This window comes from Neorhizobium descurainiae (assembly GCF_051400715.1).
Taxonomy (GTDB): domain Bacteria; phylum Pseudomonadota; class Alphaproteobacteria; order Rhizobiales; family Rhizobiaceae; genus Neorhizobium.
Genome location: NZ_JBLFFK010000004.1, coordinates 15967 through 39281, shown reverse-complemented (window position 1 = coordinate 39281; position 23315 = coordinate 15967). Strand labels below are relative to the sequence as shown.

The following is a 23315-nucleotide window of genomic DNA, read 5'->3' as shown; positions in this document are numbered from 1 at the left end:
GAAAGCGATTTCAACATCTTAGCTTTAGCTAAGTGTTAGAAATCGCAAGTGAGGGGATGCCGGGGAGGGCCTCACACCTGCTCGAAGGCGCCGTGGCAGTGCTTGTATTTCTTGCCCGAGCCGCAGGGGCAGGGCTCGTTGCGGCCGACCTTGCCCCAGCTGGAAGGGTCTTCCGGCCGGCGGTCCTGAGGCGCTGCGATGAAGTTCTCGGCGTCGCGGCCGGTGACCTGGTCTTCGCCGGTCATCGGATCGACGTGATGCTCCTCGAAGACCGGCGGCGGCTCCGGCGGCTGCGGGTTCTGCACCAGCTCGACGCGCATGAGCTGCGCGGTGACCGCTTCGCGGAGGTTCGCGAGCAGCGCCTGGAAGAGCTCGAAGGCTTCCGCCTTGTATTCCTGCAGCGGATCGCGCTGGGCATAGCCGCGGAAACCTACGACCGAGCGGAGATGGTCGAGGTTGACGATATGCTCGCGCCACAGATGGTCGAGCGTCTGGAGCAGCACGGAGCGCTCCACATAGGTCATGATATCTGGCCCGAAACGTTCCTTGCGGTCGGCGGCGGCCTTGTCGGCGGCCTCCGTGATCCGCTCGCGGATATCGTCCTCGCCGATGCCCTCTTCCTTGACCCAGTCCTCGACCGGCAGGTCGAGGTTCAAGAGGCGGCCGACGTCCTCGCGCAGGCCCGGAGCATTCCACTGCTCGGCGTAGGCGCGCTCCGGGATATGCTTGGCGACCAGAACTTCGATCACCTCGTTGCGCATTTCCTCGACCACTTCCGAGACGTCCTCGGAATCCATCATCTCAAGACGCTGCTCGAAGATCACCTTGCGCTGGTCGTTGGTGACGTCGTCGTATTTCAGAAGGTTCTTGCGGATGTCGAAGTTGCGGGCCTCGACCTTCTTTTGCGCCCGTTCCAGGGCCTTGTTGATCCAGGGATGGACGATCGCCTCGCCTTCCTTCAGCCCCAGCTTCTGCAGCATGCCGTCCATGCGGTCGGAGCCGAAGATGCGCATCAGGTCGTCCTGGAGCGACAGGTAGAATTTCGACCGGCCCGGGTCGCCCTGACGGCCGGAACGGCCGCGGAGCTGGTTGTCGATGCGCCGGCTTTCGTGGCGCTCGGTGGCGATGACGTAGAGGCCGCCGGCGGCAAGCGCCTTTTCCTTGAGGCGCTTCACCTCTTCGCGGATGGCGGCTTCCTTGGCGTCGCGCTCCGGACCGGGCTCCAGGCCTTCCAGTTCGCGTTCCAGGCGCATGTCGAGATTGCCGCCGAGCTGGATGTCGGTGCCGCGGCCGGCCATGTTGGTGGCGATCGTCACGGCACCCGGCACGCCGGCCTGGGAGACGATATAGGCTTCCTGCTCGTGATAGCGGGCGTTCAGCACCTGGAACTTGTCGAAACCGGACTGGCGCAGCAGGCTGGCCAGCAGTTCGGACTTCTCGATCGAGGTCGTGCCGACGAGAACCGGCTGGCCGCGCTCATGGGCGGCCTTGATCTCCTCGATGATCGCCTTGAACTTCTCGTCGAAGCTCCGGTAGACCTCGTCGTCCTCGTCGATGCGGGCGATCGGCAGGTTGGTCGGCACTTCGACCACTTCGAGCCTGTAGATGTTGCCGAATTCCTCCGCTTCCGTCGAAGCCGTACCGGTCATGCCGGCGAGCTTCTCGTACATGCGGAAATAGTTCTGGAAGGTGATCGAGGAGAGCGTCTGGTTCTCCGGCTGGATCTGCACCTTCTCCTTGGCTTCCAGCGCCTGGTGCTGGCCTTCGGAATAACGGCGGCCGGGCATCATGCGGCCGGTGAACTCGTCGATAATGACGATCTCGCCGTTGCGGACGATATAGTCCTTGTCGCGGGTGAAGAGCTTGTGGGCCTTCAGCGCGTTGTTGATATGGTGGACGATCGCGACGTTCTCGACGTCGTAGAGCGACTCGCCTTTGAGAAGACCGGCCTGGCGCAGCAGGTTTTCGAGCTTTTCGGTGCCCTGCTCGGAGAAGTTCGCCGAGCGCTGCTTCTCGTCGATCTCGTAGTCTTCCGGCGTCAGCAGCGGAATGAAGGCGTCGATCGTGTTGTAGAGCTCGGAACGGTCGTCGAGCGGACCGGAAATGATCAGCGGCGTGCGCGCCTCGTCGACCAGGATCGAGTCCACTTCGTCGACGATCGCGTAATTGTGGCCGCGCTGGACCATCTGGGCGCGGTCGTATTTCATGTTGTCGCGCAGATAGTCGAAGCCGAGCTCGTTGTTGGTGGCGTAGGTGATGTCGCAGGCATAGGCCGCGCGGCGCTGGTCGTCGTCGAGGCCGTGGATGATGACGCCGGTGGTGAGGCCAAGGAAGCCGTAGAGCCGGCCCATCGTGTTGGCATCGCGCTGGGCGAGGTAATCGTTGACCGTGACGACATGCACGCCCTTGCCGGCAAGCGCGTTCAGATAGACGGGAAGGGTCGCCACCAGCGTCTTGCCTTCGCCGGTCTTCATCTCGGCGATCGCGCCGTCGTGAAGGATCATGCCGCCCATCAGCTGCACGTCGAAGGGACGCAGGCCCAGCACGCGGCGGGATGCCTCGCGCACCACGGCAAAGGCGGGGATCAGGATGTCGTCGAGCGTCTTGCCTTCCGCCAGAAGCTTCTTGAATTCGCCCGTCTGGGCGGCAAGCTGTTCGTCGGAGAGAGCCTTGGTCTTCTCCTCGATCGCGTTGATGGCGTCTATTCTCGGCTGGTAGCCGCGCAGGCGGCGCTCGTTTGCCGAACCGAACAATTTGCGGGCGATGCCGCCAAGGCTGACCATCCGAATGGTCCTTTCTGATATCAGTCCCGTGGGATCGCGAGCCGGGCCGCCGGTCTCATTCGATGACGACAAAATGACCCGCTACGCCCGGAAACTCTGCTGGACGCGAAGTTGCGTGACAGATAAGAGGGGGGTCGAATGATGTCAACGGTGGCGGCCGATACAGAATGGCCACAATCCGGTGTTTGTGAAGGTTTTTCGGCCGGAATCAGGCATTCTGAAACCGGTGCCTCTATCGAAAGGTGAATCCGATGTTGCGCCACAAATTTCTCGTAACGGCCGCGCTCGCCGCTGCGATCTTCTCCCAAGCTCCCGCCTTCGCGGCGGAAGATCCGGTCGTCGCGAAGGTCGGCGGCCTGGAAATCCGGCAGTCGGAACTCGACCTGGCAGTCCAGAACCTCGATCCCCAGCTCGCCCAGCTTCCGGACGAGCAGAAGAAGGTCGCCGCCCTTTCCGGCGCCATCGACGTCAAGCTTCTGGCCTCCGGCGCGATCGCCGAAGGCGTCAGGGATACCGAGGATTTCAAGAAGCGGATGGACTATATCGCCGACCGCGAGCTCCACAACGCTTTCTTCCGCAAGCACGTCATCGACGCCGTCACGCCGGAAGAGGTGAAGGCCCGCTACGACAAGGAAATCGCGGCAATCCCGAAGCAGGAGGAGGTGCATGCCCGCCACATCCTGGTGAAGACAGAGGACGAGGCCAAGGCGATCATCGCCGATCTCGACGCCGGCAAGGATTTCGCGGAGATCGCCAAGGCGAAGTCGCAGGATTCCAACAAGGATGAGGGCGGCGACCTCGGCTGGTTCGGCCACGGCCGCATGGTGCCGGAATTCGAGGAAGCTGCTTTCGGCCTCGAAAAGGGCGCCTATACCAAAACCCCCGTCCAGACGCAGTTCGGCTTCCACGTCATCAAGGTCGAAGACAAGCGCGACGCTCCGCCGCCGGCTTTCGAGCAGGTCCAGGACCAGGTCAAGCAACTCGTGATGCGCGACAAGTACGTAGCGCTGATCGACAAGGCGAAGACCGAGCAGAAGGTCGAGATCATGGATGAGACCCTCAAGAAGGGTTATGACGAGGTCAACAAGATGCAGGATGCGGGTACCGCGCCTGCTCCCGCTGTTCCTGCCCAGCAGTAATCTTCGATGCCGGGCCGGCTCCTTGCACCGGTGTTGACGGGCTCGCAACTTTTTCTTCGTCATGCTCGGGCTTGTCCCGAGCATCTAAGCCGCTAATGTTGCAGATCCTCGGGACAAGCCCGAGGATGACGCGAGAGGTGGGGCGGTTTGTCAGCAGTCTCGGGCCCGGATTTCCCGGGCCCTCTCATATTCCAACAGGTTTCAGATGTCCGCTTCCGTTTCGCCGCTCGCTCCGAAATCCTATCCCGAGATGCCGTCGCTGCGCGGCCTGCGCATGGCGACCGCCGCCGCCGGGATCAAGTACAAGAACCGCACCGACGTGCTGCTGATGGTTTTCGACAGGCCGGCTGCGGTGGCGGGCGTCTTCACCCGTTCCAAGTGCCCTTCGGCGCCTGTGGACTTCTGCCGCGCCAATCTGCCGCACGGCGTGGCGCGCGCCGTGGTCGTCAATTCCGGCAATGCCAACGCGTTTACGGGCGTCAAGGGCAAGGCCGCCACCGCTCTCACCGCGAAATCGGCTGCCGAAGCGGTCGGCTGCGGCGAGAACGAGGTCTATCTCGCCTCGACCGGCGTCATCGGCGAACCGCTGGACGCGACGAAGTTCGCCGGCGTGCTCGGCGACATGAACAGGACCGCCACCGGCGACTTCTGGCAGGAAGCGGCCAAGGCGATCATGACCACCGACACCTATCCGAAGGTCGCGACGCGCACGGCCGAGATCGGCGGCGTCAAGGTGACGATCAACGGCATCGCCAAGGGCGCCGGCATGATCGCGCCCGACATGGCGACCATGCTCTCCTTCGTGGCGACGGATGCGGATATCGCCTCGCCCGTTCTCCAGACCCTGCTTGCCGCAGGCGTCGGCCCGAGCTTCAACTCGGTCACCGTCGACAGCGACACCTCCACCTCGGACACGCTGATGCTGTTTGCCACGGGGGCTGCGGCGGAGGACGGCCAGGCGCGTGTCGAAAGCCCCGACGATCCGCGCCTCTCGGGCTTCCGCGCCGCGCTCGACGATCTGCTGAAGGATCTGGCGCTGCAGGTGGTGCGCGACGGCGAGGGTGCCCGCAAGATGGTCGAGATCACCGTGACCGGCGCCGAGAGCGATGCGGCCGCCAAGAAGATCGCGCTCTCGATCGCCAATTCGCCGCTGGTCAAGACGGCGATCGCCGGCGAGGATGCCAACTGGGGCCGCATCGTCATGGCGGTCGGCAAGTCCGGCGAGATGGCCGACCGCGACCGTCTGGCGATCTGGTTCGGCGATGTGCGCGTCGCCGTCGAAGGGGAGCGCGACCCGGCCTATTCGGAAGCTGCGACCACGGCGGTGATGAAACGGGAAGACATCCCGGTGAAGGTCGATCTCGGCCTCGGCGGCGGCATCGCGACCGTCTGGACCTGCGACCTCACCAAGGAATATGTCGCCATCAACGGCGACTATCGGAGCTGACGGAACTTGATGCGGGCATCCTTTCCTCAAAACGACCTGCCGCTGGTGCGGCGGCTGGAGGCCGTGGGCTTCCGCGCCTGGCCGGCGGCGTCCGTCGTCTATGACGGAAGCTGGCAGGTGCGGCTGACCGGCGGCCACCCGTCCAAGCGGCTGAACTGCATCGTGCCCCTCGACCCCTCCGACCATCGCGACATGGCGGTCCGCCTCGCCAAGGCGCGCAAGCGCTTCGAAGCCTATGGCCGGCCGCTCGTCGTCCGCGAGACGCCGCTTGCGCCGCCGCCGCTTCTCGAGCATCTCGGAAACAAGGGCTGGCGGGCGTTCGAGACAGTCGACGTGCTGACCGTCGATCTCACGGGACTGGAGCTGCCGGACACGCTGGACTACCTGCCGAGCCACGACATCGGCCGTTTCATCGATGCAAGTCTTGCCGTCGAGGGGGACGACGTCTCGCTGAAGCCGGCGCTTGCCGAGATCCTTTCCGCCATCAAGCCGCCGTCCGGTTTCTTCATGAAGCACGACCCGGTGGACGGCCCGGTCGCCGTGGCGCTCTGCGTCCAGGACAACGACCTGGCCGGCATCATGTCGTTCGCCGTGGCGAAAGCCCACAGGCGCGGAGGCATCGGTACGGAAATCCTGTCTTCGGCCCTGCGCTGGGCGCGCATCAGCGGCGCCCGCTCGGCATGGCTGCAGGTGGTTTCCGACAACGGACCGGCGCTGGCGCTCTACCGCAAGTTCGGTTTCCGCAAGGCCTACGAATACCGCTACTGGCGGCAGGAAGGCCAAGGATGAGCGGCGAGACGCCCCGCAAGCTGGTTCTTGTCGCGGCCTGCGCGCTGATCGACGCCGACGGCCGCATCCTGCTGGCCCAGCGCCCGGAGGGCAAGGCGCTCGCCGGCCTTTGGGAATTTCCGGGCGGCAAGGTGGAGCCCGGCGAGACGCCGGAAGAGACGCTGGTGCGCGAGCTCCACGAGGAGCTCGGCATCGTGACGAAGATCCCGTGCCTTGCGCCGCTCACCTTCGCCAGCCACACCTACGAGACCTTCCACCTCCTGATGCCGCTCTATATCTGCCGGCGTTTCGAGGGCATCCCGACCGGCCGGGAAGGCCAGGCGATCAAATGGGTCAGGCCGAACGCGCTGCGCGACTATCCCATGCCGCCCGCCGACGAGCCGCTCATCCCGATCCTGCAGGACCTGCTGTAGATAAAATTAGAGCAATCGAATTCACCTCGCGTTAAGGGATCGTTTAGCGGCGTGTGATAGCGTCCGGCCCATCCAAGTAAACGCGTTGACGAGATTTCGAAGATATGGACGAGGAATTCTGGAAGACTGTGCGGGTCCGGCAGCGGGCGACGTACGGTTCCGGCAAGACCGGCGCGCTCAATATCGCACTCCTGTTCGGAACGGCGGCCATCGCTTTTGCCCTGATTTTGACGCCGATGCTGGCAGACCGGGATGACGAGCGGCGGCTGGCGGACGTCCAGAAGGATTTCGACCTGATCACGACGGGCTCCATCAAGCCTGCCGAAAAGGGCACCAAACATTACACGATACGCCGCAGCATCCTGCAGGAAACGCCGGGCTCGGTCTGCATCGTGGAGGGCTATGCCGATAGCGACTGCTGAGGCCGGGCCGTCCGGCGCCTGGGTTCATCCATTTCATATCCAAGGATAATTCATGCGCCTTTTCAGCTCCCTCCTGAAGAATAAAAGCGGTGCGACGGCCGTCGAATACGGGCTGCTCGTCGCGATCCTGGCGCTGGCGCTGTTTGCCGCGCTCGGCAATTACTACGAGATCATGAACGAGATGTTCGGCGGGCTCGCCGACACCTACAGCGCCGCGGCGGAGTAAATCCCGGCTCTATTCCGTTCCTTTCCGCAGGGCGTCGGCCAGGCGCATCTTCGCAGAACCCGGCTTCAACGGCTGCTGCTGGCTTTCGTGCGGCGCCCAGCCGGAAGCGTAGATGATCGAGAAGGTGGCGCGGATGCGGCCGTCCGGATCGGAATAGCGCTCCGCATAAAGCTCGGCGGCCCTCACGAAGAAACGGCGCGTCACCGGCATTCGGCTGCGGCCGGCAAGCGGGTTGGTCATGCCCATGGCGCGCAGATCGCGCATCAGCGGAAAAAGTGAATCGTAGCGCACCGTATAGGTTTCGGCGTCGACGACCGGCAGCGTGAAACCGGCGCGCTGCAGGAGCCCGCCCACATCCCGGACATCCGCGAAAGGGATCACGCGCGGGCTGGCACCGCCCGTCAGCTCCGCCTCGGCCGAAAGCAGGACGTCGCGCAGTTCGGCGAGCGTGCCCGCGCCCGGGATCGCCGCCAGGAAAAGCCCGTCCGGCTTCAGCGCCCGGCGGATGCGGATCAGCGTGCCGGGCGTGTCGTTGACGAGGTGGAGGGCAAGCGGCGAGAGCATCAGATTGACGGATTGCGGCTCCAGCGGCACGTCCTCCCAGGCGGCGGCGGCAACGTCCTCGCCGGGTCCGGCGAAGGCTTCACTGGTTTCGATGCGGCGGATGCCGCCGATCTTGCCGGTCGCCAGCGCGTCGCGGGCGGCGATGCCGGTGCCGCCATGCAGTTCGACGGCCGTTTCGAAACGGCGCTCGACGACAGCCAGGCGGTCCGCCAGCTCACGGCCGGCGATCTCCAGCAGGAAGGCGGCATTGCGGCCGTGCTGCGCCAGCGCCCGCTCGCGCCTTGCCTTCACCAGCCGTTCATCGAAGAGAATTTCCATGTCCAACCACTCACATTCGCCAGTCGCAAAGGCTCTCTTCATCCGGTAAAGTCAACCCATGTCCGCAGAGCCGAGCGCCAATGCCCTACGACTTGTAACATCGTTTGCCGCAGGGTGGACGAGATGGCTCGGCGATCTCGTCTATCCGCCGATCTGTCCCGGCTGCGGTGTGCGGACCGGAGCCCATGGCGGCTTCTGCCCCTCCTGCTGGCGGGAGATACGCTTCATCGAACGGCCCTATTGCGAAGTGCTCGGCCTGCCGTTCTCCTACGATCCGGGGCCGGGCATGCTGTCGGCCCAGGCGATCGCCGACCCGCCCGTCTTCGACCGGCTGCGCTCGGCGGCGATCTTCGAGGGAGCGGCCCGCCACCTCGTCCATGCGCTGAAATACAGGGACCGCACCGACCTTGCGCCGATGATGGCGGGCTGGATGCTGCGCGCCGCGGAAACCCATGTGGCGAACTCAGACGGCATCCTGCCGGTTCCATTGCATCGTTCGCGCTTCGCCTTCAGGAAATTCAACCAGGCGGCCGAGCTAGGGCGGCATTTGGCCGAGAAGTCCGGCAGGCCCTTCCTGCCGTCGACGCTTCTCCGCGTCAAGCGCACGAGCCGGCAGGTGGGGCTTTCGGCGCGTGCCCGCGAGGACAATGTGCGGGCCGCCTTCCGGATCGCGCCGGGCCATGAGGCGGACGTCTTCGGCAAGCGGCTGGTGCTGGTCGACGACGTCTACACGACCGGCGCGACCGTCTCCGCCGCCACCCGCGCATTGCGGCAGGCCGGGGCCGCGGAGGTCACGGTTTTGACCTTTGCAATGGCTGTTTCCGGGCCTATATGACAGAAGAACAAGACAAATTTCGCGCGGCCAATCCGGGTTTTCCTTCCACTTGGCCGCGCCCGGAGACGTTCATGGCAGATGTGACTATCTATACCCGCGAATATTGCGGCTACTGCGCCCGCGCCAAGGCTCTGCTCGAGTCCAAGGGCGTGAAATATGTCGAGCATGACGCGACCTATTCGAGGGAGCTTCGCGAGGAAATGATCGGCAAGGCGAACGGCCGCTCGACCTTCCCGCAGATCTTCATCAACGGGACGCATGTCGGAGGCTGCGACGATCTCCACGCGCTCGACCGGTCCGGCAAGCTGGACCCGATGCTGGCTGCGTAAGGAGCAGGCGATGACGTTCAAGGCAGCAGCGATCCAGATGTGCTCCGGCGTCGATCCGGAGAAGAACGCCGCCGACATGGCCCGGCTGGTGCGCGATGCCGCCGCACAGGGCGCGACCTATGTCCAGACGCCGGAAATGACCGGCGCGCTGCAGCGCGACCGCAAGGCCATGCGCGAAATCCTCCGCGACGAGGCGGGCGACATCATCGTCTCGACCGCCCGCGCCCTTGCCAGCGAGCTCGACATCCACCTGCATATCGGCTCGACGGCGATCGCGAGGAACGACGGCAAGATCGCCAACCGCGCCTTCCTTTTCGCGTCCGGCGGCCGGCAGATCGCAACCTACGACAAGATCCACATGTTCGACGTCGACCTCGACAACGGCGAGAGCTGGCGCGAGAGCTCGGCCTACGAGCCGGGCGGCGAGGCGCGCGTCGCCGACCTGCCGTTCGGCAAGCTCGGCTTCGCGATCTGTTACGACGTGCGTTTCCCGCAGCTCTTCCGTTCGGAAGCGCTGGCCGGCGCCGAGATATTGACCGTTCCCGCCGCCTTCACCCGCCAGACCGGCGAGGCGCATTGGGAAATCCTGCTGCGCGCCCGCGCCATCGAGAACGGCGCCTTCGTGATCGCGGCCGCCCAAGGCGGCCTGCATGAGGACGGCCGCGAGACCTTCGGCCATTCGATGATCGTCGACCCCTGGGGCAAGGTGCTGGCATCCGCCGGCGGAACCGGCGAGGCGATCGTGCTTGCCGAGATCGATATCGCGGCGGTGAAGGCCGCGCGCGGAAAAATCCCCAATCTCAAGAATGCCCGCGAATTCACGCTCGACACCGTGTCGGATGCGGCGGGAGGTGTTGCCGCTTGATCAAGTACACGCTGACCTGTGAAAACGCCCATACGTTCGAAGGCTGGTTTTCGGAAAGCGCCGATTTCGACCGGCAGGTCGAGAGCGGGTTCCTGACCTGTCCGGTGTGCAATTCCGCGTCGATCTCCAAGTCGCTGATGGCGCCTTCCGTCTCCACTGCCCGCAAAAAGGAAGCGAAGCGCGAGATGGTGATGGACATGGCGCGCCAGGAGGCGATCGCGAAGCTCAAGCAAGCGGTTGCCGAGATCAAGGCCAATGCCGAGGACGTGGGCGAAAAATTCCCCGAAGAGGCGCGCAAGATCCACTACGGCGAGGCGGATGCCCGCGGCATCATCGGCCAGGCGAGCCTCGGGGAGGTGCGCGACCTGCTCGAAGAGGGGATCGAGGTGGCGCCGCTGCCTGTGCTGCCCGAGGACGCGAACTGACGGCGGTTGCCGAAGAAACTTCATTTCAAAGAACCCGAAGGGCTGGGCAGGACGGAAATCCGCCCGGCCCTTCGTGCATGTGTCAGGATGAAGTGTAGCAGGGGATCGAGGGGCGGGGATGTCCCCGGGGCGGAATTGCGAGAGGGACGGCCTCAGATTTCCTCATTGAGGAAGCGCAGATAGTCCCTGGCGCCGTGTATGATGCGGAGGATTCTCATTTCAGAGTTCTCTGCTCGATAGAAGATCAGGTAGGGAGCGAAGACACGCCGGCGAATTCCCGGATGGCTCGATAGCTCCAATACCTCGAAAGCATCGGGCATATGCGCAAGCTCGAAGCAAGCAGCCCGCAGGCTTTCCATGTAGGGGAGGGCGCGACCGGGATTCTGCTCCAGCAGATAGCGACCGATATCCCGGAGGTCTCCACGCGCTTGGCGAGTGAAGATGACCTTCATCGTGCGGGACGCTTAAGGCCGAGTTCCTCATAGACGCTATCGAAAGCTTCATCGATCGGCATCACGCGCCCGGCGCGAACATCATCGATGCCCTTCTGAAGTTCGGCGTCCAACCGCTCGCGGGCCCGCTCGCGTTCATAGCGTTCGCGCAGCACGGTCTCGATGTAATCGCTGGACGATGCAAAGGAGCCGCGTTCCGTCTGATGGCGGACGAAATCCTCGATGTCCGGTTCCAGCGTCACTGTGACTTTCGCGGCTTCAGCCATCGGTTTCTCCCAAGAAGGATGGTGCGCAGATTACCACAGAACCGACAGCCTGTGGAAGCAGGTCACCCTTCCCGTTTCGCCAGCAGCATGTAGTTGACGTCCATGTCGGGGGAGAGGTTCCAGCGGTCCTGCAGCGGGTTGAAGAAGACGCCGGTGCGGTGGACGATCTCCAGGCCCGCCGCGTGGAGCGGCTTTTCCAGTTCCTGCGGGCGCACCAGCTTTTCGTATTGGTGCGTGCCTCTCGGCAGCCAGCGGAGGATGTTCTCGGCGGCGAAGATCGCGAGCGCTCCCGCCTTCAAGGTGCGGTTGATGGTGGCGACGAACATCAGCCCGCCGGGGCGGACCATTTTCGCGCAGGTGGTGATGAAGAAATCCACGTCCGCCACGTGCTCCACCACTTCCATATTCAGGACGACGTCGAAGGTCTCGCCGGCTTCGGTAAGCTGTTCGGCGGTGACGGCGCGGTAATCGACCGCCGTGCCGGTTTCGGCGGCATGGGTGGAGGCGATGCCGATGTTCTTCTCCGACGGATCGGCGCCGACGACGGTGGCGCCCATGCGGGCGATCGGCTCCGAAAGCAGACCACCGCCGCAGCCGATATCGAGGATGCGGAGGCCGGACAGCGGCTGGTGGCTTTTCGGGTCGCGCCCGAAATTCTCGCAGATGCGGTCGCGGATATAGGCAAGCCGCACGGGATTGAACTTGTGGAGCGGCTTGAACTTGCCGGTCGGGTCCCACCACTCGGCCGCCATCTTCGAGAACCATTCCACCTGCTGCGGATCGACGGTCGTTCTGGCGGCTTCGGTCATGGTCTTCATCCCTTCGTTTCAGCGCTTGAAGTCGGATGAGAGGGATCGGAAGTCAAGAGCTTCTTGGGCAAGCGCCGCCTTGACGCATTCTCGACGCAGGCCGAAACCAGATCCAATTCAGGATTGTTCTGCCTTACCCGCCGAAGGCCGTCCATGACTTTTTTGTAGATCTCGAAAACCCACGGCTTTTGGTTTGCGATGCAGAGGGGAAGCTCGGCGCAGGCCTTGCCGCTGAGGCCGATTTCCCGCTGGGCGCGGACAGCCCATGCCTGGTGCGGCGAAGGCTGCATCGGGCCGCTGCACACGCGCCGGCGGCGGCAGGAGCGCAGGTGGCACAGACCGTCGTTGATGCACATGAGGGACGAAGCGGCGCGGCAGAGTTCTTCGTGCTGTTCGGCCCGACGCTTTTCGTAGTCGCTGAAGTCCGGGTTATCCATGTCGTGCTCTCTTATTGCCGTGCGGATTCCGCCCTTGGCGATCTCGGTTGTTTTTGTTCGGCCGGGACACGTCGTGTGCCTCGTATTGAATTTTTATATGTGACACGCGACGTGTCCCGTTCGGTCAGTTTTTCCGCGCAACTCCGGTCCCTCTGCGGCGATATGGTCTTACGTCCTTGCGGATGCCATACCGGGTTGTGTGCGACACACGCACGCCCCGCCTTAAGGCGAGAGGGGGACCATTTTCTGCGCAGCCCCCGACAACCCGCCTGCATCAACGGCAGACCGCCAGGGCACCGGTCCCGCCTCGCCGGCGATGCCTTACCGGTGTAGCCGAAACGGAACAGGCCGATTGTAGGCACGACTATTGCGGGCGGGGATGAAGGAGGACAAGATATGGTTCATGTGTTTGAAAAACCGATAGGGATGGCCTGAAACCGTCCCCGCTTCGGGAGCGAGGACGGCGACGGCGGGAGGAGGGGCGATGGCAATGACGGTGGCCCGGCTGAAGGAACTGCTCGCCTTCGAGGGCGTCCCGCTGGAACTGGCGGACGGTTTTTCCGAGATACGCGACGGCTACGTTCTGGAACACCTGCGTTTCCGTCTGGCCGACGGCGAGGAGGTGCGCGGCTTCCTGACGCGGCCGAAGACCGGATTTGCCACGCCCGGCCCGGCGATCCTCTATGCGCATGCGCATGGCGCCCGCTGGGACATCGGCGCCTCGGAGCTTACCGAAGGCCGCCCGGCGCTCATCGATGCGCCCGGCCCGGTGCTGGCGCGGGAAGGCTATGTGACGCTGTGCATCGACATGCCGACCTTCGGCGAACGCGCCGGCGTGACCGAGGACGCGGCGGCCAAGGCGGCGCTCTGGCACGGCAGGACCCTGTTCGGGCAGATGCTTTCCGAGCAGGCGGCGGCGCTTTCGTGGCTCTCGGCGCGGCCGGAGGTCGATCCGGCGCGGATCGGCGTCACGGGGCTTTCGATGGGCGCGACGCTCGCCTATTTCCTCGCGGCGATCGACGGCCGGGTGAAGGCGGCGGCGCATCTCTGCTGCTACGCGGATTTCGCGACCCTCGTCGAGACCGGTGCGCACGACATGCACGGCCATTACCTCACCGTGCCGGGCTTGCTCAGGGAGACCTCGACCGGTGAGATCGCCGGGCTCATCGCGCCGCGGGCGCAGCTCATCGCCATCGGCTGGGACGATCCGCTGACGCCGCCGGCGGCGGTCGAGAAGGCCTTTGCCGAAACGGAGGCGGCCTATCTCGCGGCGGAGGCCCTGGGGGCGCTGGTGTTCCTGCCGCAGGCGGGCGTGGGCCACAAGGAGACGCCGGCCATGCGGCAGGCGGTGCTGAGCTTCTTCAAGGGGTATTTGTGAGGGGGCGTTGTTTGCTCCTCATCCCCCTGCCGGGACCTTCTCCCCGCTTGCGGGGAGAAGGGGTATGCCGCGCTGGCTTCCTTTACTGCTACGCTGCGTAAGGCACGTCCCCTCGCCCCGTTTACGGGGAGAGGGTTAGGGTGAGGGGCAATTCAGATCCCTTTGACCCGCAATCCATTGTCATCGAACAGATGCAGCGGCGCGCCGGCGATGGAGAAATGGGCTTCGTCGCCCGGCGAAATCTGCTTCTGGCCCTGGACGACGGCGAGAAGCTTTTCGCCGTTCAGGTCCGCGTGGATGACGGTTTCCGAGCCGAGGGCTTCGACGAGGCGCACCTTGACCGTCAGGCTGCCGGGGTCGTTCGCGAGCGTGATGTGCTGCGGCCGGATGCCGACGGTCAGCTTGTCGCCGACGGAGAGCCTGTGGTGGGATATAGGCACCAGGAGGCGGTGGCCGCCGCCGATCGTAAGCGTCACCGTGCCGGTTTCCACGTCCGCGACTTCGCCTTTGAGGAAGTTCATGTGCGGCGCGCCGATGAAGCCGGCGACGAAGCGGTTGGCGGGGGTGTTGTAGAGTTCGAGCGGCGTGCCGACCTGCTCGATCCTGCCGGCGCGCATGACGACGATGCGGTGGGCCAATGTCATCGCCTCCACCTGGTCGTGGGTGACGTAGATCATCGTCGAGCCGATGCGGGCATGCAGGGCGGCGATCTCGGCGCGGGTCGAGACGCGCAGTTCCGCGTCGAGGTTCGAGAGCGGCTCGTCGAGCAGGAAGGCGGTCGGGCGGCGCACGATGGCGCGGCCGATGGCGACGCGCTGGCGCTGGCCGCCGGAAAGCTGGCCGGGGCGGCGCTCCAGATAGGGCTCGATCTCCAGCATGCGGGCGGCTTCCGCGATGCGCTCGGCGATCTCCGCCTTCGGCATGTTGGAGTTTTCCAGCCCGAAGGCGAGGTTCTGGCGCACGCTCATATGCGGATAGAGCGCATAGGACTGGAAGACCATGGCGAGCCCGCGGTCGGCGGCGGTGACTTCGTTGACGCGCTTGCCGTCGATCTCGATCTCGCCGCCGGTGACCTTTTCGAGACCGGCGATGGTGCGCAGCAGCGTGGACTTGCCGCAGCCGGACGGGCCGACGAAGACGACGAACTCGCCGTCCTTGATATGCAGGTCGATATCCTTCAGGACATCGACGGCGCCGAAGGATTTCTTGACATCGGTGAGTTTGATTTCGCCCATCGGTGTTCCTTACTTCAAACCGGTGCCGGCGATGCCGGTGGTGATGAAACGCTGGAGGAAGATGAAGACCAGCACGACCGGGATCATGGTGACGACGGTCATGGCCAGGATGAAGTGCCACTGGACGTTCAGCTCGCCGGAATAGATGCTCAAACCCACCTGCAGGGTGTAGAGCTCGCGGCGCGACAGGACGATCAGCGGCCAGAGAAAGTCGTTCCAGCGCCAGACGACCGAGAAGATCGCCAGGACCGCGAGCGCGGGTGCGGTCAGCGGCAGCACGATGCGCCAGTAGATCTGCCATTCCGACGCCTTGTCCATGCGCGCCGCGTCGATCAGCTCGTCGGGGATGGTCAACATGTACTGGCGCAGGATGAAGACGCCGGTGGGCGTCGCCACCGTCGGCAGGATGACGCCCCAGAGGCTGTTGAAGAGGCCGAGCGACGAGATGATCGAATAGAGCGGCACCATGATGACCGAAAGCGGCACCATGAGGGTCGCGAGGATGATGAGCATCGCGGCGGAACGGCCGCGGAATTCGTATTTCGACAGCGCGAAGGCGGCCATGGAGTTGACGACGAGGGTGATCAGCGTCGCGACGACCGTCACGAAAACGGAGTTCCAGAGGTAGCGCAGGAAATCGAAATGCACGAAGGGCTCGGTGTAGTTCGACGTCGCGAAGGAGAGGGTGCGCACCGGGGTGCGGTCGTTCATGTTGACGCGGATGATTTCGCCCGGCGCCTTCGGATCGACCATCTGGGACACGAGGCCGATGCGGCGCACCTCGGCAAGTACGCGCGTCGAGCCGTCGGGCAGCTTGGCATCGAAGAGCTGCAGCGGCCTGTCGTAACCTTCGACAGTTGCCTGTTGCGTGACGTAGGGCAGGATCGACGGCGGGAATTCGGCAAGCGCCGCCGGCGTCTTGAAGGAGGAGAAGGCCAGCCAGACGGCAGGGCCGAACATGATGATCAGCCCGCCGACCAGCCAGACCCAGGTGACGATATCCGTCCAGTGCCAGCCCTTGCCGCTCCGGTTGACCCCCTGGCGGCGAAGAAGGAAGCGCGCAGCCGCACCCATCAGCGTTTCCCCTTGTTTTCACCGCGCCGGCCGATGCCGAGCTGGAAGAGCGTCAGGATGACGAGCACGACGCCCATCAGGATCGAGGCGGCGGCGGCAAGGCCCGGATTGCGCAGCGCCGAGGCGAAGCCGGTCTCGTAGATGTACTGCGTCAGGAACAGCGTACTGGTGCCCGGACCGCCGCCGGTCAGCACATAGACCTCGTCGAAGACCTGCACGGCGCGGATCAGCGCCAGGACCACGACGACGAGGAGATTGGGCGCAAGCAGCGGCAGCGTGATGCGCCAGAAGACGCGGGCGGGCTTCGTGCCGTCCATTTCGGCGGCTTCGTAGAGGTCTTTCGGGATCGCCTGCAGGCCGGCGAGCAGGATCAGCGCGTAGAAGCCCATATGCGCCCAGAGCGAGACGCCGATCGTCGCGGCGAAGGTCCAGTTGCGGTCGGTGAGCCAGGTATAGGGCTCGGCGCCGCCGAACTGGTAGAGGATGAAGTTCAACAGGCCCTGGCGCTGCAGGATCCACTTCCAGATCAGGCCGACGACGACCGGCGACAGAAGGACCGGAAAGAAGAAGACGGCGCGCCAGAAGGAGCGGGCGGCGAGATCGCGGTTGAGGATAAGCGCGGTGATCAATGCGGCCAGGATCATCAGCGTGACCTGCAGGATCACGAACCAGAAGGTGTTGCCGACCGCCGTCCAGAAGGCATCCTCCTGGCAGGACATGGGATCGAGATAGCTGCCGCAGGTGAAGAGCCGGGCATATTGATCGGCGCCGACGAAATTGCGCTCGGCCAGGAAGAAGGCGGTGCCGCCGGTCATCGAATAGACGAAGTTGATGACGAGCGGCAGGAGCACGAAGACGCCGAAGATCAGCATGTTCGGCGCCAGGAAGAAGGCCGCCATGCCGCCGATGCCGGTCGCCTTCTGGAGGCCGCGCAGCGGCGCGTCGATCAGGCGCATGACGAAATGCACGGGCGTCATGAGGAGGGCGCCGAGGCGGGAGGAAGGAGAGGTTGCGCTCATTTCGGTAAATGTCTCCCCTCAGGTTGCTTCCAATCCCTAATACGGACGGGACGAGCAGATATGGAAAAGAGGCGGTGACCCCAGCCCATCTCCCCCTTTGCGGGGGAGATGTCGCCAGAAGCGACAGAGGGGGGTGGTTCAGCAAATTCGGCGGTAGAGGGTGTGGCACCACCCCCCTCTGTCAGCTCCGCTGACATCTCCCCCGCAAGGGGGGAGAATGGGAGTTCGCGACTCCGCCTCATATTTCCATGCGAAGTTTCCTTCCCCTGAAAGGGAAGAGAAGAATGCCCCGCCCAATGGACAGGGCAAACTTGCAGCGCCATCCTCACTGACCGGCGTCCTTGACCTTCTGGGCGATGTCGGCGTCGATGCGCTGGAAGGCGTCGTCGAGCTTCAGTTCGCCGGCGAGCGTCTGGCCGATGCGGGTGACGACCGCGGCATAGACCGTGTCGGACCAGCGCCAGCCGGGCAGCTTCAGCGCGGTCTCGGACGTGGACTTGGTCGCCTCCACGTATCTGGTGAGGGCGGCTTTCGCCTGTTCGTTGTCCGTCTTGAAGTCGAGGCCGCCCTTGTCGACCACGCCCTTGTGGCCGGGCAGGAAGAGGGTGCGCTCGGAGAATTCCTTGACGATCTTCTCCTGGCTGATCCAATCCATGAAGGCGGCGACGTCCTTCGGGTTCTTGGTGTACTTGACCGCGACGAGAGCCGCGCCGCCGGGCATGCCGGTGCAGGCCGCCGGGCCGCAGGGGCTGCCGGTCGCAACCCAATCGAAGCTGTTGCCGATCTTGGTGGCGAGGTTCGCCACCTGCCAGGAGCCGGAATAATAGAAGGCGAGCTGGCCGTTGATGAAATCGTCGGCGGCGGCGCGATAGGTGGAGCCGGCGGCCGAGACCCAGACGTCCTTGGAGAAGGTGCCGTCGGCCGTCCAATTGACGAACTTGGTCAGGAAGTCCTTCGCGCCCTTGTCGAGCGGGGCGGGCTTGCCGTCCTGGCCGACATAGTTCGCGCCGTAGGACAGCATCGGAGCGGTGATGCGGTGACCGGAACGGTCGATCGCCATGGCGAAGGGAACCTGCTGGCTTTCCTTGACCTTCCTGGCCGCCGCCGCCCAGTCATCCCAGGTGGCGTTCGGACCCGGAAGCGGGACGCCCGCCTGATCGAACAGCGTCTTGTTGGCGAAGCCGCCGGTCAGCGTGATCTGCGTCATGAAGCCGGAAATCTGGTTGGAACCGTCCGGACGCATCCAGTCCGCCTGGGCGCCGAAATTGTCGTCCCAGTATTTGGCGTCCTTGACCAGCGGACGCAGGTCGAGCCAATGGCGGGCAAGGTCCTTGATGGCGGTGACGCGGGCGATATCCGGGCCGTTGCCGGCTTCGAGCTGGACGGGCAGCTGTTCCTTGATGACGCTGTAGGCGACATTGTCGAGGATGACGTTGATGCCCGGGTTTTCCTTCATGAAGCGGCCGACGAGGTCCTTCATGACTTCGCCTTCGACGCCGTCCGAATACCACATGATGCGCACGTCGCCGGCGAAAGCCGCCGTCGAGGTGAGCAGGGCGAGCGCGGCGCCCGCCAGGATCGATTTCAATTTCATGCTCATTTCCTCCTCTTTATGGACGGGGCCTCCTCCCGTCCGGTTTTTAGACTACGAGGCGCTCAGCATCCTTGCCTCGCCCTTCACGGTGTAATCGGCGCACGCGATCACGCGGCCTTCGGCCTCCACGCCGCCATCGGCCCGGAAGCGTACGGTACCATATTCCGGGTCTTCGATGACGAATGCGCCGTCGGATTCCCGTTTCGCGGCGAGACCGCCGAAGCGGCTTTCGACGGAATCAAGACCGGCGGCTTCGCAGACGCGGACGATCCAGCGGGTTTTCCGGCCGTACTGGCGCAGTTCGGCCCCAGCCGAAGGGCCTTCGGTCACGAACTGCAGATCGGAACCGGCACGGAGCAGCACGGCGCCATCGCCGGAGCGGGCAAGCGCCAGGGAGCCGGAAACGCGGCTCTCGTCGAACTCCGCCCTGGGGAACCAGGCGTGGGTGAAATCGGGCTGTTCCTCGTGAGCTGCGAATTCGAGGATCGCGAGGCCGCGATACTGCTGGGCGCGCGGGATGGTGCCGCAACCGCCCCAATAGGACGGGCGTCCGTAGCCGAACTGGATGGTCTCGCCCGGATGGTTGATCCAGATCGCCGCCTCCGGCCTGTCACCAAGGCGCAGGTGGAGCACGGTTTCCTGATAGCCCCATTCGTCCCAGCGGTAATGGACTGTCGAGCCCATAGCAAAATTCTTGCCCTTGTAGTGATAGAGGGCGGCGAAGGAATTCTCGCCCTGGGCGAAGCGCCATTCCTGGTGCCGGCCGGCCTGATGGTCAGCGATTTCGGCAAGCGAGGCCGGGATTTCCAGGCCGTGGTCGCGCAGGCACACCGCCATCTGCGGCAGGCAGTGGACGCGGCGGCCATAAAAACCCTTGCCCCAGAGCAGGCGGGCGACGGCGGAGAGTTCCAGCGAGCGGCCGGCACAGAGGGTGTGCTCATAGGAGCGGCCTTGCGCTGCCGTGACCATGCCGTGATGGGCGGAGCGGGCTATGATCTCGCAGAGCCGCACGATGCCGGCCTTGGCGCGGTCGGCGATATCCCTGTCCGGCGAGAGCGCGGCGAGCGCCGTCAGGCCCTTGAGGTCGATCGGGAAATAGGGGGCGGAGTTGAATTCCGCCATTTCCCACTTCTCGAAATGATCGAGCCAGGCGCGGACGCGCTCGGCGCCCACTTGTGCCTGCTCGGAACCCTTGCGGCCGGAACGGACGAAGGTGCTCTCGGGGAGGAGGCTGCCTGCGAGATAGGCGGAGGTGTGGAAGAGGAGCGCGTGGTTTTCGGAGAAATACCACTGCACGTCGTTGCCGGGCTCGTCCATCCAGTAGCGGTAGTTGAGGATGGCGCCGTCGATGCGAGCACGCGTCTTCTCGTTGATGTCGTTCCCCCAGACGGTGCGCGACCAGATGAGGGGCACGAGCGAGAAATCGGCGCAGTCGTGGCAATCCTCGATCGAGGGGAGGATTTCCTCGATCATCGCGTCCGTATCGGGGCCTGCGCGGCCGCTGGCGAGACGGGCGAAGGCGCGGACGGTATCGCGCTCGGAATATTCGGAGACTTCCGCCAGCGTTTCGGTGATGCGATCCGCGATGGAAGCCGGCGCCTGACCCTGGCGGGCGGCATGGCAGATTTCGACGCCGACGGAGCGGGAGGCGACGAAGCCGCCGGCATTCAGCGTCACACGCAGGTGGCGGAAATCGGCGGGCGCCTTTTCGGAGGCGCCGACATTGAGGCTTTTCGCGCCCGCCGGCAGCGAGAAGTCGAAATCGAAGCGCTCGCGGGACATGAAGTCGCCTTCGATCGTCACGTTGACCTCGACGTCGATCGGCAGCGGTTCGGCGAACAGAACGGTGATGTCGCCGCCGAAATAATGCTGGCGGTCGAGATGCATGCCGTCGAGCGCCGTTTCGAGGCTTTCCGCAACATGGCCCGCGACCGGAACCGGAATGGCGACGCTGGCCGCCGGGCCGGAAACGTAGTCGAACTGATAGAAATAACGCGCATCGCGTTCGGCGAGATCGTCGAAGAAAAGGGCGATCTCGTTGAGGCCGGCGACGAGCGGCAGTTCGAACTCCTGCTTGGCTTCGAGATTGCGGCTATAGGGGGCCATCCAGCCCACTTCCTTGCCGTTCACCCAGAGGACAGCGCCCCCGCAGGTGCCGAGGCGGATCTTTGCCGTGCCGGCGGTCTCGGCCTCGATATAGGTGCGGGTCCAGGTGGCAAGCCGGGTCGGGCGGAACCAGAAGCCCGACAGATCGAGCCTGGGCGAACCGAAGGGCATCCACCAGCGCGCCGCTTCGAACTCGCCGCGCACATCGGGACGTTTTCCCCGATAGGTTTCGGCGAAGATGGTGCGGCAGGGATATTCGTGCGGGATGAAGTTCTTGACCTTGGTGAGGAAGAAGAACGGGTCCATCTCGCCCTTCATCGGGGCGTCCGGCACGTCGAACCGTTCCTGCGCCGTGCGGCCGAGCTGCCAGTAGCGGACGGCTTCGCCCGGCTTCAAGGTCTTCCGCATCCAATTCGCTTCAGGGTTCATGTCAATCTTATCTCAATTCGCCGAGGGCCACGGGAGCCACGTCATTATATTCCTGGTTTTCGCCGGTCATGCCCCAGACGAAGGCATATTGCGCCGTGCCGGCACCCATATGGATCGACCAGGCGGGGGAGAGCACCGCGTCGAGGTTCTTGACGACGAGATGGCGCGTCTCTTCCGGCCGGCCCATCAGGTGGATGACCCGTTCCTCTTCGGGCAGGTCGAAATAGCAATAGGCTTCCATGCGGCGCTCGTGCAGGTGCGGCGGCATGGTGTTCCAGATGCTGCCTTCGGCAAGATCGGTGATGCCGAGCAGAAGCAGGCAGGACGGCGCGACTTCCGGATGGATGTACATGCGCAGGTTCCGGAGATTGGCACGCTTGGGGTCGCCGAAGGTCAGCAGCTTGGATTCGGCCCGCTTGATCAGGCGGTGCGGGATATCGGCGCCGGCCGGCACGGAATTCATGTAGAAGCGGGCGGGGTTCCCCGCGGAGGCGCTGGCGGCCGAGATTTCGCGCGCGCCGCGGCCGATGTAAAGCACGTCGCGGTTTTCCAGCGTGAAGCTCTTGCCGTCGACCACGATCGTGCCGGCGCCGCCGAGATTGGCGACGCCCATCTCGCGGGCCGAGAGCAGGAACGGCGTGCCGATATCCTCTCCCGAGCCGAAGGCGAGCGTCTGCGAGACCGGAACCGCGCCGCCGAGGATCAGGCGGTCCACATGGGTATAGGTGAAGCTGACCTTATCCTCCCGGAAGAGGTCTTCCACGAGGAATTCGGCGCGCAGGCGCGCGGTGTCATAGGTCTTGATGTCTTCGGGGCCTGCCCCGTAAAGCACTTTCATCGTCATGCCGCTTCTCCCGGATCGACGTGCCGCAGGGCTTCGGAAAGGCAGAGGATCGCCAGCGCCTGTCCGTAGCCGGTCGGCTGGATCGGAATGTCCCGATAGAATTGCAGGTCGTGGCCCATGCGGGTGCCGTAGGAGACATTCAGCACGGTGCCGGTTCCGTCGATATTGGCAAGCACGGCTTCGACGGCCTTGAGACCGGCCTCGCGCCAGGCATGCGTGCCGAGGCCGAGGCGGTAGCCCTTCAAGAGGCCGTAGCCGATGCCGGCGGTGGCGGAAATCTCCTCGTAGGAGGAGGGGTCGTCGAGCAGCGTGCGCCAGGCGCCGGAGGCGGTCTGAAGCGGCAGGAGCGCGTTCACCTGCGCCACCAGCACGCCGAGGAGATAATCCTTCACCGGCTTGCCCATTTCGGCGAGATCGAAGAGGTCCAGCATGCCGGCGGTGATCCAGGCGTTGCCGCGTGCCCAGCGGGCTTCGGCGAAATTATGCCGGCCGTCAAAGGTCCAGCCGTGGAACCAGAGGCCGGTCTTCCTGTCCGCAAGATAGCGGGTATGGACGAGGAACTGTCTTGCCGCCTCGTCGACCAGCTCGGTGCGGCCGCTCGCTTCCCCGTAGGAGGCGAGGAAGAGGGCGACCATATAAAGCGTGTCGTCCCAGAGCTCGTCGTCGTTCACCTTGTCGGAGACGTGATGCTCGAAGGCGCCTTCCTCGGTGCGGCCCATCTCGCTCATCACGCGGGTCGCCCAGGCGTCGAGCACCGGCTGCCAGCGCGGATCGCGGGTCTCGCGCCACAGGACGGAGAGACCCAGCATCGGCGCGGTCGTGTTGACGTTCAGCGAGGGAAGGCCGGCCTCGATGCGGGCGGCATACCAGTTCTCTATGAGGGCCTTGAGATCGTCGCGGCCGGTGAAGAGCCACAGCCGGACCATCCCGTAAAGGCCGACGCCCTGCGGCCATTCCCAGCTGTCGAAAGAGATATAGTCGCCGGCGGTGCCGTCGAGATTGGGTTCGTGAAAGCGCCCGTCGTGGCGAAGGCCGGTCATGCCGGCCACCAGGCGGTCGAGCTTCTCACGGATGTCCCGGGCTGAAAGGCCCATTACGCAATTCCTCCCGTCGCGGC

The 23315-nt window shown here is 64.5% G+C and carries 23 protein-coding genes and 1 pseudogene; 11 read left to right on the top strand and 13 right to left on the bottom strand.

Translation table 11 applies throughout. The features are described 5' to 3' along the window. Nucleotides 1-71: 71 nt before the first annotated feature. On the bottom strand, nt 72-2783 hold the full coding sequence (secA, locus tag ACMGE0_RS09180) for a preprotein translocase subunit SecA (RefSeq protein WP_436815552.1): 2712 nt from the start codon (nt 2781-2783) through the stop codon (nt 72-74). Between the two features lie 251 nt (nt 2784-3034). Here secA and ACMGE0_RS09175 point away from each other — a divergent pair, with 251 nt between their 5' ends. The 6 genes and pseudogenes from ACMGE0_RS09175 (at nt 3035) to ACMGE0_RS09150 (ending at nt 7219) form a co-directional block, all read left to right on the top strand. Beyond that, nucleotides 3035-3922 carry a peptidylprolyl isomerase gene (locus tag ACMGE0_RS09175; RefSeq protein ID WP_436815551.1) on the top strand — a complete coding sequence of 296 codons (888 nt, stop codon included), beginning with the start codon at nt 3035-3037 and terminating at the stop codon, nt 3920-3922. A gap of 205 nt (nt 3923-4127) precedes the next feature. Continuing rightward, a complete protein-coding gene (argJ, locus tag ACMGE0_RS09170) occupies nt 4128-5369 on the top strand; it encodes a bifunctional glutamate N-acetyltransferase/amino-acid acetyltransferase ArgJ (RefSeq protein ID WP_436815550.1) in 1242 nt (413 codons plus the stop codon). After that, nucleotides 5338-6158 (top strand): annotated as a pseudogene (locus tag ACMGE0_RS09165) (GNAT family N-acetyltransferase). Before argJ ends, ACMGE0_RS09165 begins: the two are co-directional and overlap by 32 nt. Continuing rightward, on the top strand, nt 6155-6571 hold the full coding sequence (mutT, locus tag ACMGE0_RS09160; RefSeq protein ID WP_436815549.1) for an 8-oxo-dGTP diphosphatase MutT: 417 nt from the start codon (nt 6155-6157) through the stop codon (nt 6569-6571). The pseudogene ACMGE0_RS09165 and the gene mutT overlap by 4 nt, the downstream one beginning before the upstream one ends. Before the next feature lie 104 nt (nt 6572-6675). Beyond that, nucleotides 6676-6993: a hypothetical protein gene (locus ACMGE0_RS09155; RefSeq protein ID WP_436815548.1), complete on the top strand. Its 318-nt coding sequence runs from the start codon at nt 6676-6678 to the stop codon at nt 6991-6993. Nucleotides 6994-7045: 52 nt separating this feature from the next. Further along, entirely contained in the window at nt 7046-7219 is a 174-nt protein-coding gene (locus ACMGE0_RS09150) for a Flp family type IVb pilin (protein ID WP_436815547.1), read from the top strand. A gap of 9 nt (nt 7220-7228) precedes the next feature. Here the strand turns inward: ACMGE0_RS09150 and ACMGE0_RS09145 are convergent, their stop codons facing one another. Then, entirely contained in the window at nt 7229-8101 is an 873-nt protein-coding gene (locus tag ACMGE0_RS09145; RefSeq protein ID WP_436815546.1) for a methyltransferase domain-containing protein, read from the bottom strand. A gap of 58 nt (nt 8102-8159) precedes the next feature. Between ACMGE0_RS09145 and ACMGE0_RS09140 the strand changes: the two genes are divergently transcribed. From ACMGE0_RS09140 to ACMGE0_RS09125, 4 genes are all read left to right on the top strand, one after another. Next, nucleotides 8160-8936: a ComF family protein gene (locus ACMGE0_RS09140; RefSeq protein ID WP_436815545.1), complete on the top strand. Its 777-nt coding sequence runs from the start codon at nt 8160-8162 to the stop codon at nt 8934-8936. Between the two features lie 71 nt (nt 8937-9007). Then, entirely contained in the window at nt 9008-9265 is a 258-nt protein-coding gene (gene grxC, locus ACMGE0_RS09135) for a glutaredoxin 3 (RefSeq protein ID WP_436815544.1), read from the top strand. 10 nt (nt 9266-9275) lie between these two features. Then, on the top strand, nt 9276-10130 hold the full coding sequence (locus ACMGE0_RS09130) for a carbon-nitrogen hydrolase family protein (RefSeq protein WP_436815543.1): 855 nt from the start codon (nt 9276-9278) through the stop codon (nt 10128-10130). Further along, the gene (locus ACMGE0_RS09125) at nt 10127-10555 is read left to right on the top strand and encodes a DUF1178 family protein (RefSeq protein ID WP_085419564.1); all 429 of its coding nucleotides are present in this window, start codon (nt 10127-10129) and stop codon (nt 10553-10555) included. The genes ACMGE0_RS09130 and ACMGE0_RS09125 overlap by 4 nt, the downstream gene beginning before the upstream one ends. Before the next feature lie 152 nt (nt 10556-10707). Here the strand turns inward: ACMGE0_RS09125 and ACMGE0_RS09120 are convergent, their stop codons facing one another. The 4 genes from ACMGE0_RS09120 to ACMGE0_RS09105 form a co-directional block, all read right to left on the bottom strand. Continuing rightward, the gene (locus ACMGE0_RS09120; protein ID WP_436815542.1) at nt 10708-11007 is read right to left on the bottom strand and encodes a type II toxin-antitoxin system RelE/ParE family toxin; all 300 of its coding nucleotides are present in this window, start codon (nt 11005-11007) and stop codon (nt 10708-10710) included. Beyond that, nucleotides 11004-11273, bottom strand: a complete 270-nt coding sequence (locus ACMGE0_RS09115; protein WP_436815541.1) for a ribbon-helix-helix domain-containing protein — start codon at nt 11271-11273, stop codon at nt 11004-11006. The genes ACMGE0_RS09120 and ACMGE0_RS09115 overlap by 4 nt, the downstream gene beginning before the upstream one ends. A gap of 62 nt (nt 11274-11335) precedes the next feature. Further along, nucleotides 11336-12082 (bottom strand): bifunctional 2-polyprenyl-6-hydroxyphenol methylase/3-demethylubiquinol 3-O-methyltransferase UbiG, encoded by a 747-nt coding sequence (ubiG, locus tag ACMGE0_RS09110; RefSeq protein WP_436815540.1) that lies wholly within the window; start codon nt 12080-12082, stop codon nt 11336-11338. Nucleotides 12083-12087: 5 nt separating this feature from the next. After that, nucleotides 12088-12519 (bottom strand): hypothetical protein, encoded by a 432-nt coding sequence (locus tag ACMGE0_RS09105; protein ID WP_436815539.1) that lies wholly within the window; start codon nt 12517-12519, stop codon nt 12088-12090. Nucleotides 12520-13003: 484 nt separating this feature from the next. On the opposite strand from ACMGE0_RS09105, the gene ACMGE0_RS09100 reads away from it, so the two are divergent. Then, complete coding sequence (locus ACMGE0_RS09100; RefSeq protein WP_436815538.1) at nt 13004-13897, top strand: alpha/beta hydrolase family protein; 894 nt, start codon at nt 13004-13006, stop codon at nt 13895-13897. A gap of 152 nt (nt 13898-14049) precedes the next feature. Here the strand turns inward: ACMGE0_RS09100 and ACMGE0_RS09095 are convergent, their stop codons facing one another. The 7 genes from ACMGE0_RS09095 to bglB all read right to left on the bottom strand — a co-directional run bounded on the left by ACMGE0_RS09095 (nt 14050) and on the right by bglB (nt 23292). Next, nucleotides 14050-15132, bottom strand: a complete 1083-nt coding sequence (locus ACMGE0_RS09095) for an ABC transporter ATP-binding protein (protein WP_436815537.1) — start codon at nt 15130-15132, stop codon at nt 14050-14052. A 9-nt stretch (nt 15133-15141) separates the two neighbouring features. Next, nucleotides 15142-16206, bottom strand: a complete 1065-nt coding sequence (locus ACMGE0_RS09090; protein ID WP_436815536.1) for a carbohydrate ABC transporter permease — start codon at nt 16204-16206, stop codon at nt 15142-15144. Next, nucleotides 16206-17225: a carbohydrate ABC transporter permease gene (locus tag ACMGE0_RS09085; RefSeq protein ID WP_436815535.1), complete on the bottom strand. Its 1020-nt coding sequence runs from the start codon at nt 17223-17225 to the stop codon at nt 16206-16208. Before ACMGE0_RS09085 ends, ACMGE0_RS09090 begins: the two co-directional genes overlap by 1 nt. Nucleotides 17226-17550: 325 nt before the next feature. Next, nucleotides 17551-18819: an ABC transporter substrate-binding protein gene (locus ACMGE0_RS09080; RefSeq protein WP_436815534.1), complete on the bottom strand. Its 1269-nt coding sequence runs from the start codon at nt 18817-18819 to the stop codon at nt 17551-17553. A 51-nt stretch (nt 18820-18870) separates the two neighbouring features. After that, on the bottom strand, nt 18871-21354 hold the full coding sequence (locus ACMGE0_RS09075) for a hypothetical protein (RefSeq protein WP_436815533.1): 2484 nt from the start codon (nt 21352-21354) through the stop codon (nt 18871-18873). Between the two features lie 7 nt (nt 21355-21361). Further along, nucleotides 21362-22198 carry a 5-dehydro-4-deoxy-D-glucuronate isomerase gene (gene kduI, locus ACMGE0_RS09070; RefSeq protein WP_436815532.1) on the bottom strand — a complete coding sequence of 279 codons (837 nt, stop codon included), beginning with the start codon at nt 22196-22198 and terminating at the stop codon, nt 21362-21364. Then, nucleotides 22195-23292, bottom strand: coding sequence for a beta-galactosidase BglB (gene bglB, locus ACMGE0_RS09065; protein ID WP_436815531.1), 1098 nt, complete (start codon nt 23290-23292; stop codon nt 22195-22197). Before bglB ends, kduI begins: the two co-directional genes overlap by 4 nt. Nucleotides 23293-23315: the final 23 nt, after the last annotated feature.

Excerpts from the sequence above, each read along its gene's own strand:
- ACMGE0_RS09140 (WP_436815545.1), top strand. The coding sequence starts at position 8,160 with ATGTCCGCAGAGCCGAGCGCCAATGCCCTACGACTTGTAACATCGTTT.
- ACMGE0_RS09145 (WP_436815546.1), bottom strand. The coding sequence starts at position 8,101 with ATGGAAATTCTCTTCGATGAACGGCTGGTGAAGGCAAGGCGCGAGCGG.
- kduI (WP_436815532.1), bottom strand. The coding sequence starts at position 22,198 with ATGACGATGAAAGTGCTTTACGGGGCAGGCCCCGAAGACATCAAGACC.
- ACMGE0_RS09105 (WP_436815539.1), bottom strand. The coding sequence starts at position 12,519 with ATGGATAACCCGGACTTCAGCGACTACGAAAAGCGTCGGGCCGAACAG.
- ACMGE0_RS09100 (WP_436815538.1), top strand. The coding sequence starts at position 13,004 with ATGGCAATGACGGTGGCCCGGCTGAAGGAACTGCTCGCCTTCGAGGGC.
- argJ (WP_436815550.1), top strand. The coding sequence starts at position 4,128 with ATGTCCGCTTCCGTTTCGCCGCTCGCTCCGAAATCCTATCCCGAGATG.
- ACMGE0_RS09075 (WP_436815533.1), bottom strand. The coding sequence starts at position 21,354 with ATGAACCCTGAAGCGAATTGGATGCGGAAGACCTTGAAGCCGGGCGAA.
- ACMGE0_RS09150 (WP_436815547.1), top strand. The coding sequence starts at position 7,046 with ATGCGCCTTTTCAGCTCCCTCCTGAAGAATAAAAGCGGTGCGACGGCC.
- ACMGE0_RS09120 (WP_436815542.1), bottom strand. The coding sequence starts at position 11,007 with ATGAAGGTCATCTTCACTCGCCAAGCGCGTGGAGACCTCCGGGATATC.
- ACMGE0_RS09155 (WP_436815548.1), top strand. The coding sequence starts at position 6,676 with ATGGACGAGGAATTCTGGAAGACTGTGCGGGTCCGGCAGCGGGCGACG.
- ubiG (WP_436815540.1), bottom strand. The coding sequence starts at position 12,082 with ATGACCGAAGCCGCCAGAACGACCGTCGATCCGCAGCAGGTGGAATGG.
- mutT (WP_436815549.1), top strand. The coding sequence starts at position 6,155 with ATGAGCGGCGAGACGCCCCGCAAGCTGGTTCTTGTCGCGGCCTGCGCG.
- ACMGE0_RS09090 (WP_436815536.1), bottom strand. The coding sequence starts at position 16,206 with ATGGGTGCGGCTGCGCGCTTCCTTCTTCGCCGCCAGGGGGTCAACCGG.
- bglB (WP_436815531.1), bottom strand. The coding sequence starts at position 23,292 with ATGGGCCTTTCAGCCCGGGACATCCGTGAGAAGCTCGACCGCCTGGTG.
- grxC (WP_436815544.1), top strand. The coding sequence starts at position 9,008 with ATGGCAGATGTGACTATCTATACCCGCGAATATTGCGGCTACTGCGCC.
- ACMGE0_RS09085 (WP_436815535.1), bottom strand. The coding sequence starts at position 17,225 with ATGAGCGCAACCTCTCCTTCCTCCCGCCTCGGCGCCCTCCTCATGACG.
- ACMGE0_RS09095 (WP_436815537.1), bottom strand. The coding sequence starts at position 15,132 with ATGGGCGAAATCAAACTCACCGATGTCAAGAAATCCTTCGGCGCCGTC.
- ACMGE0_RS09080 (WP_436815534.1), bottom strand. The coding sequence starts at position 18,819 with ATGAAATTGAAATCGATCCTGGCGGGCGCCGCGCTCGCCCTGCTCACC.
- ACMGE0_RS09130 (WP_436815543.1), top strand. The coding sequence starts at position 9,276 with ATGACGTTCAAGGCAGCAGCGATCCAGATGTGCTCCGGCGTCGATCCG.
- secA (WP_436815552.1), bottom strand. The coding sequence starts at position 2,783 with ATGGTCAGCCTTGGCGGCATCGCCCGCAAATTGTTCGGTTCGGCAAAC.
- ACMGE0_RS09115 (WP_436815541.1), bottom strand. The coding sequence starts at position 11,273 with ATGGCTGAAGCCGCGAAAGTCACAGTGACGCTGGAACCGGACATCGAG.
- ACMGE0_RS09175 (WP_436815551.1), top strand. The coding sequence starts at position 3,035 with ATGTTGCGCCACAAATTTCTCGTAACGGCCGCGCTCGCCGCTGCGATC.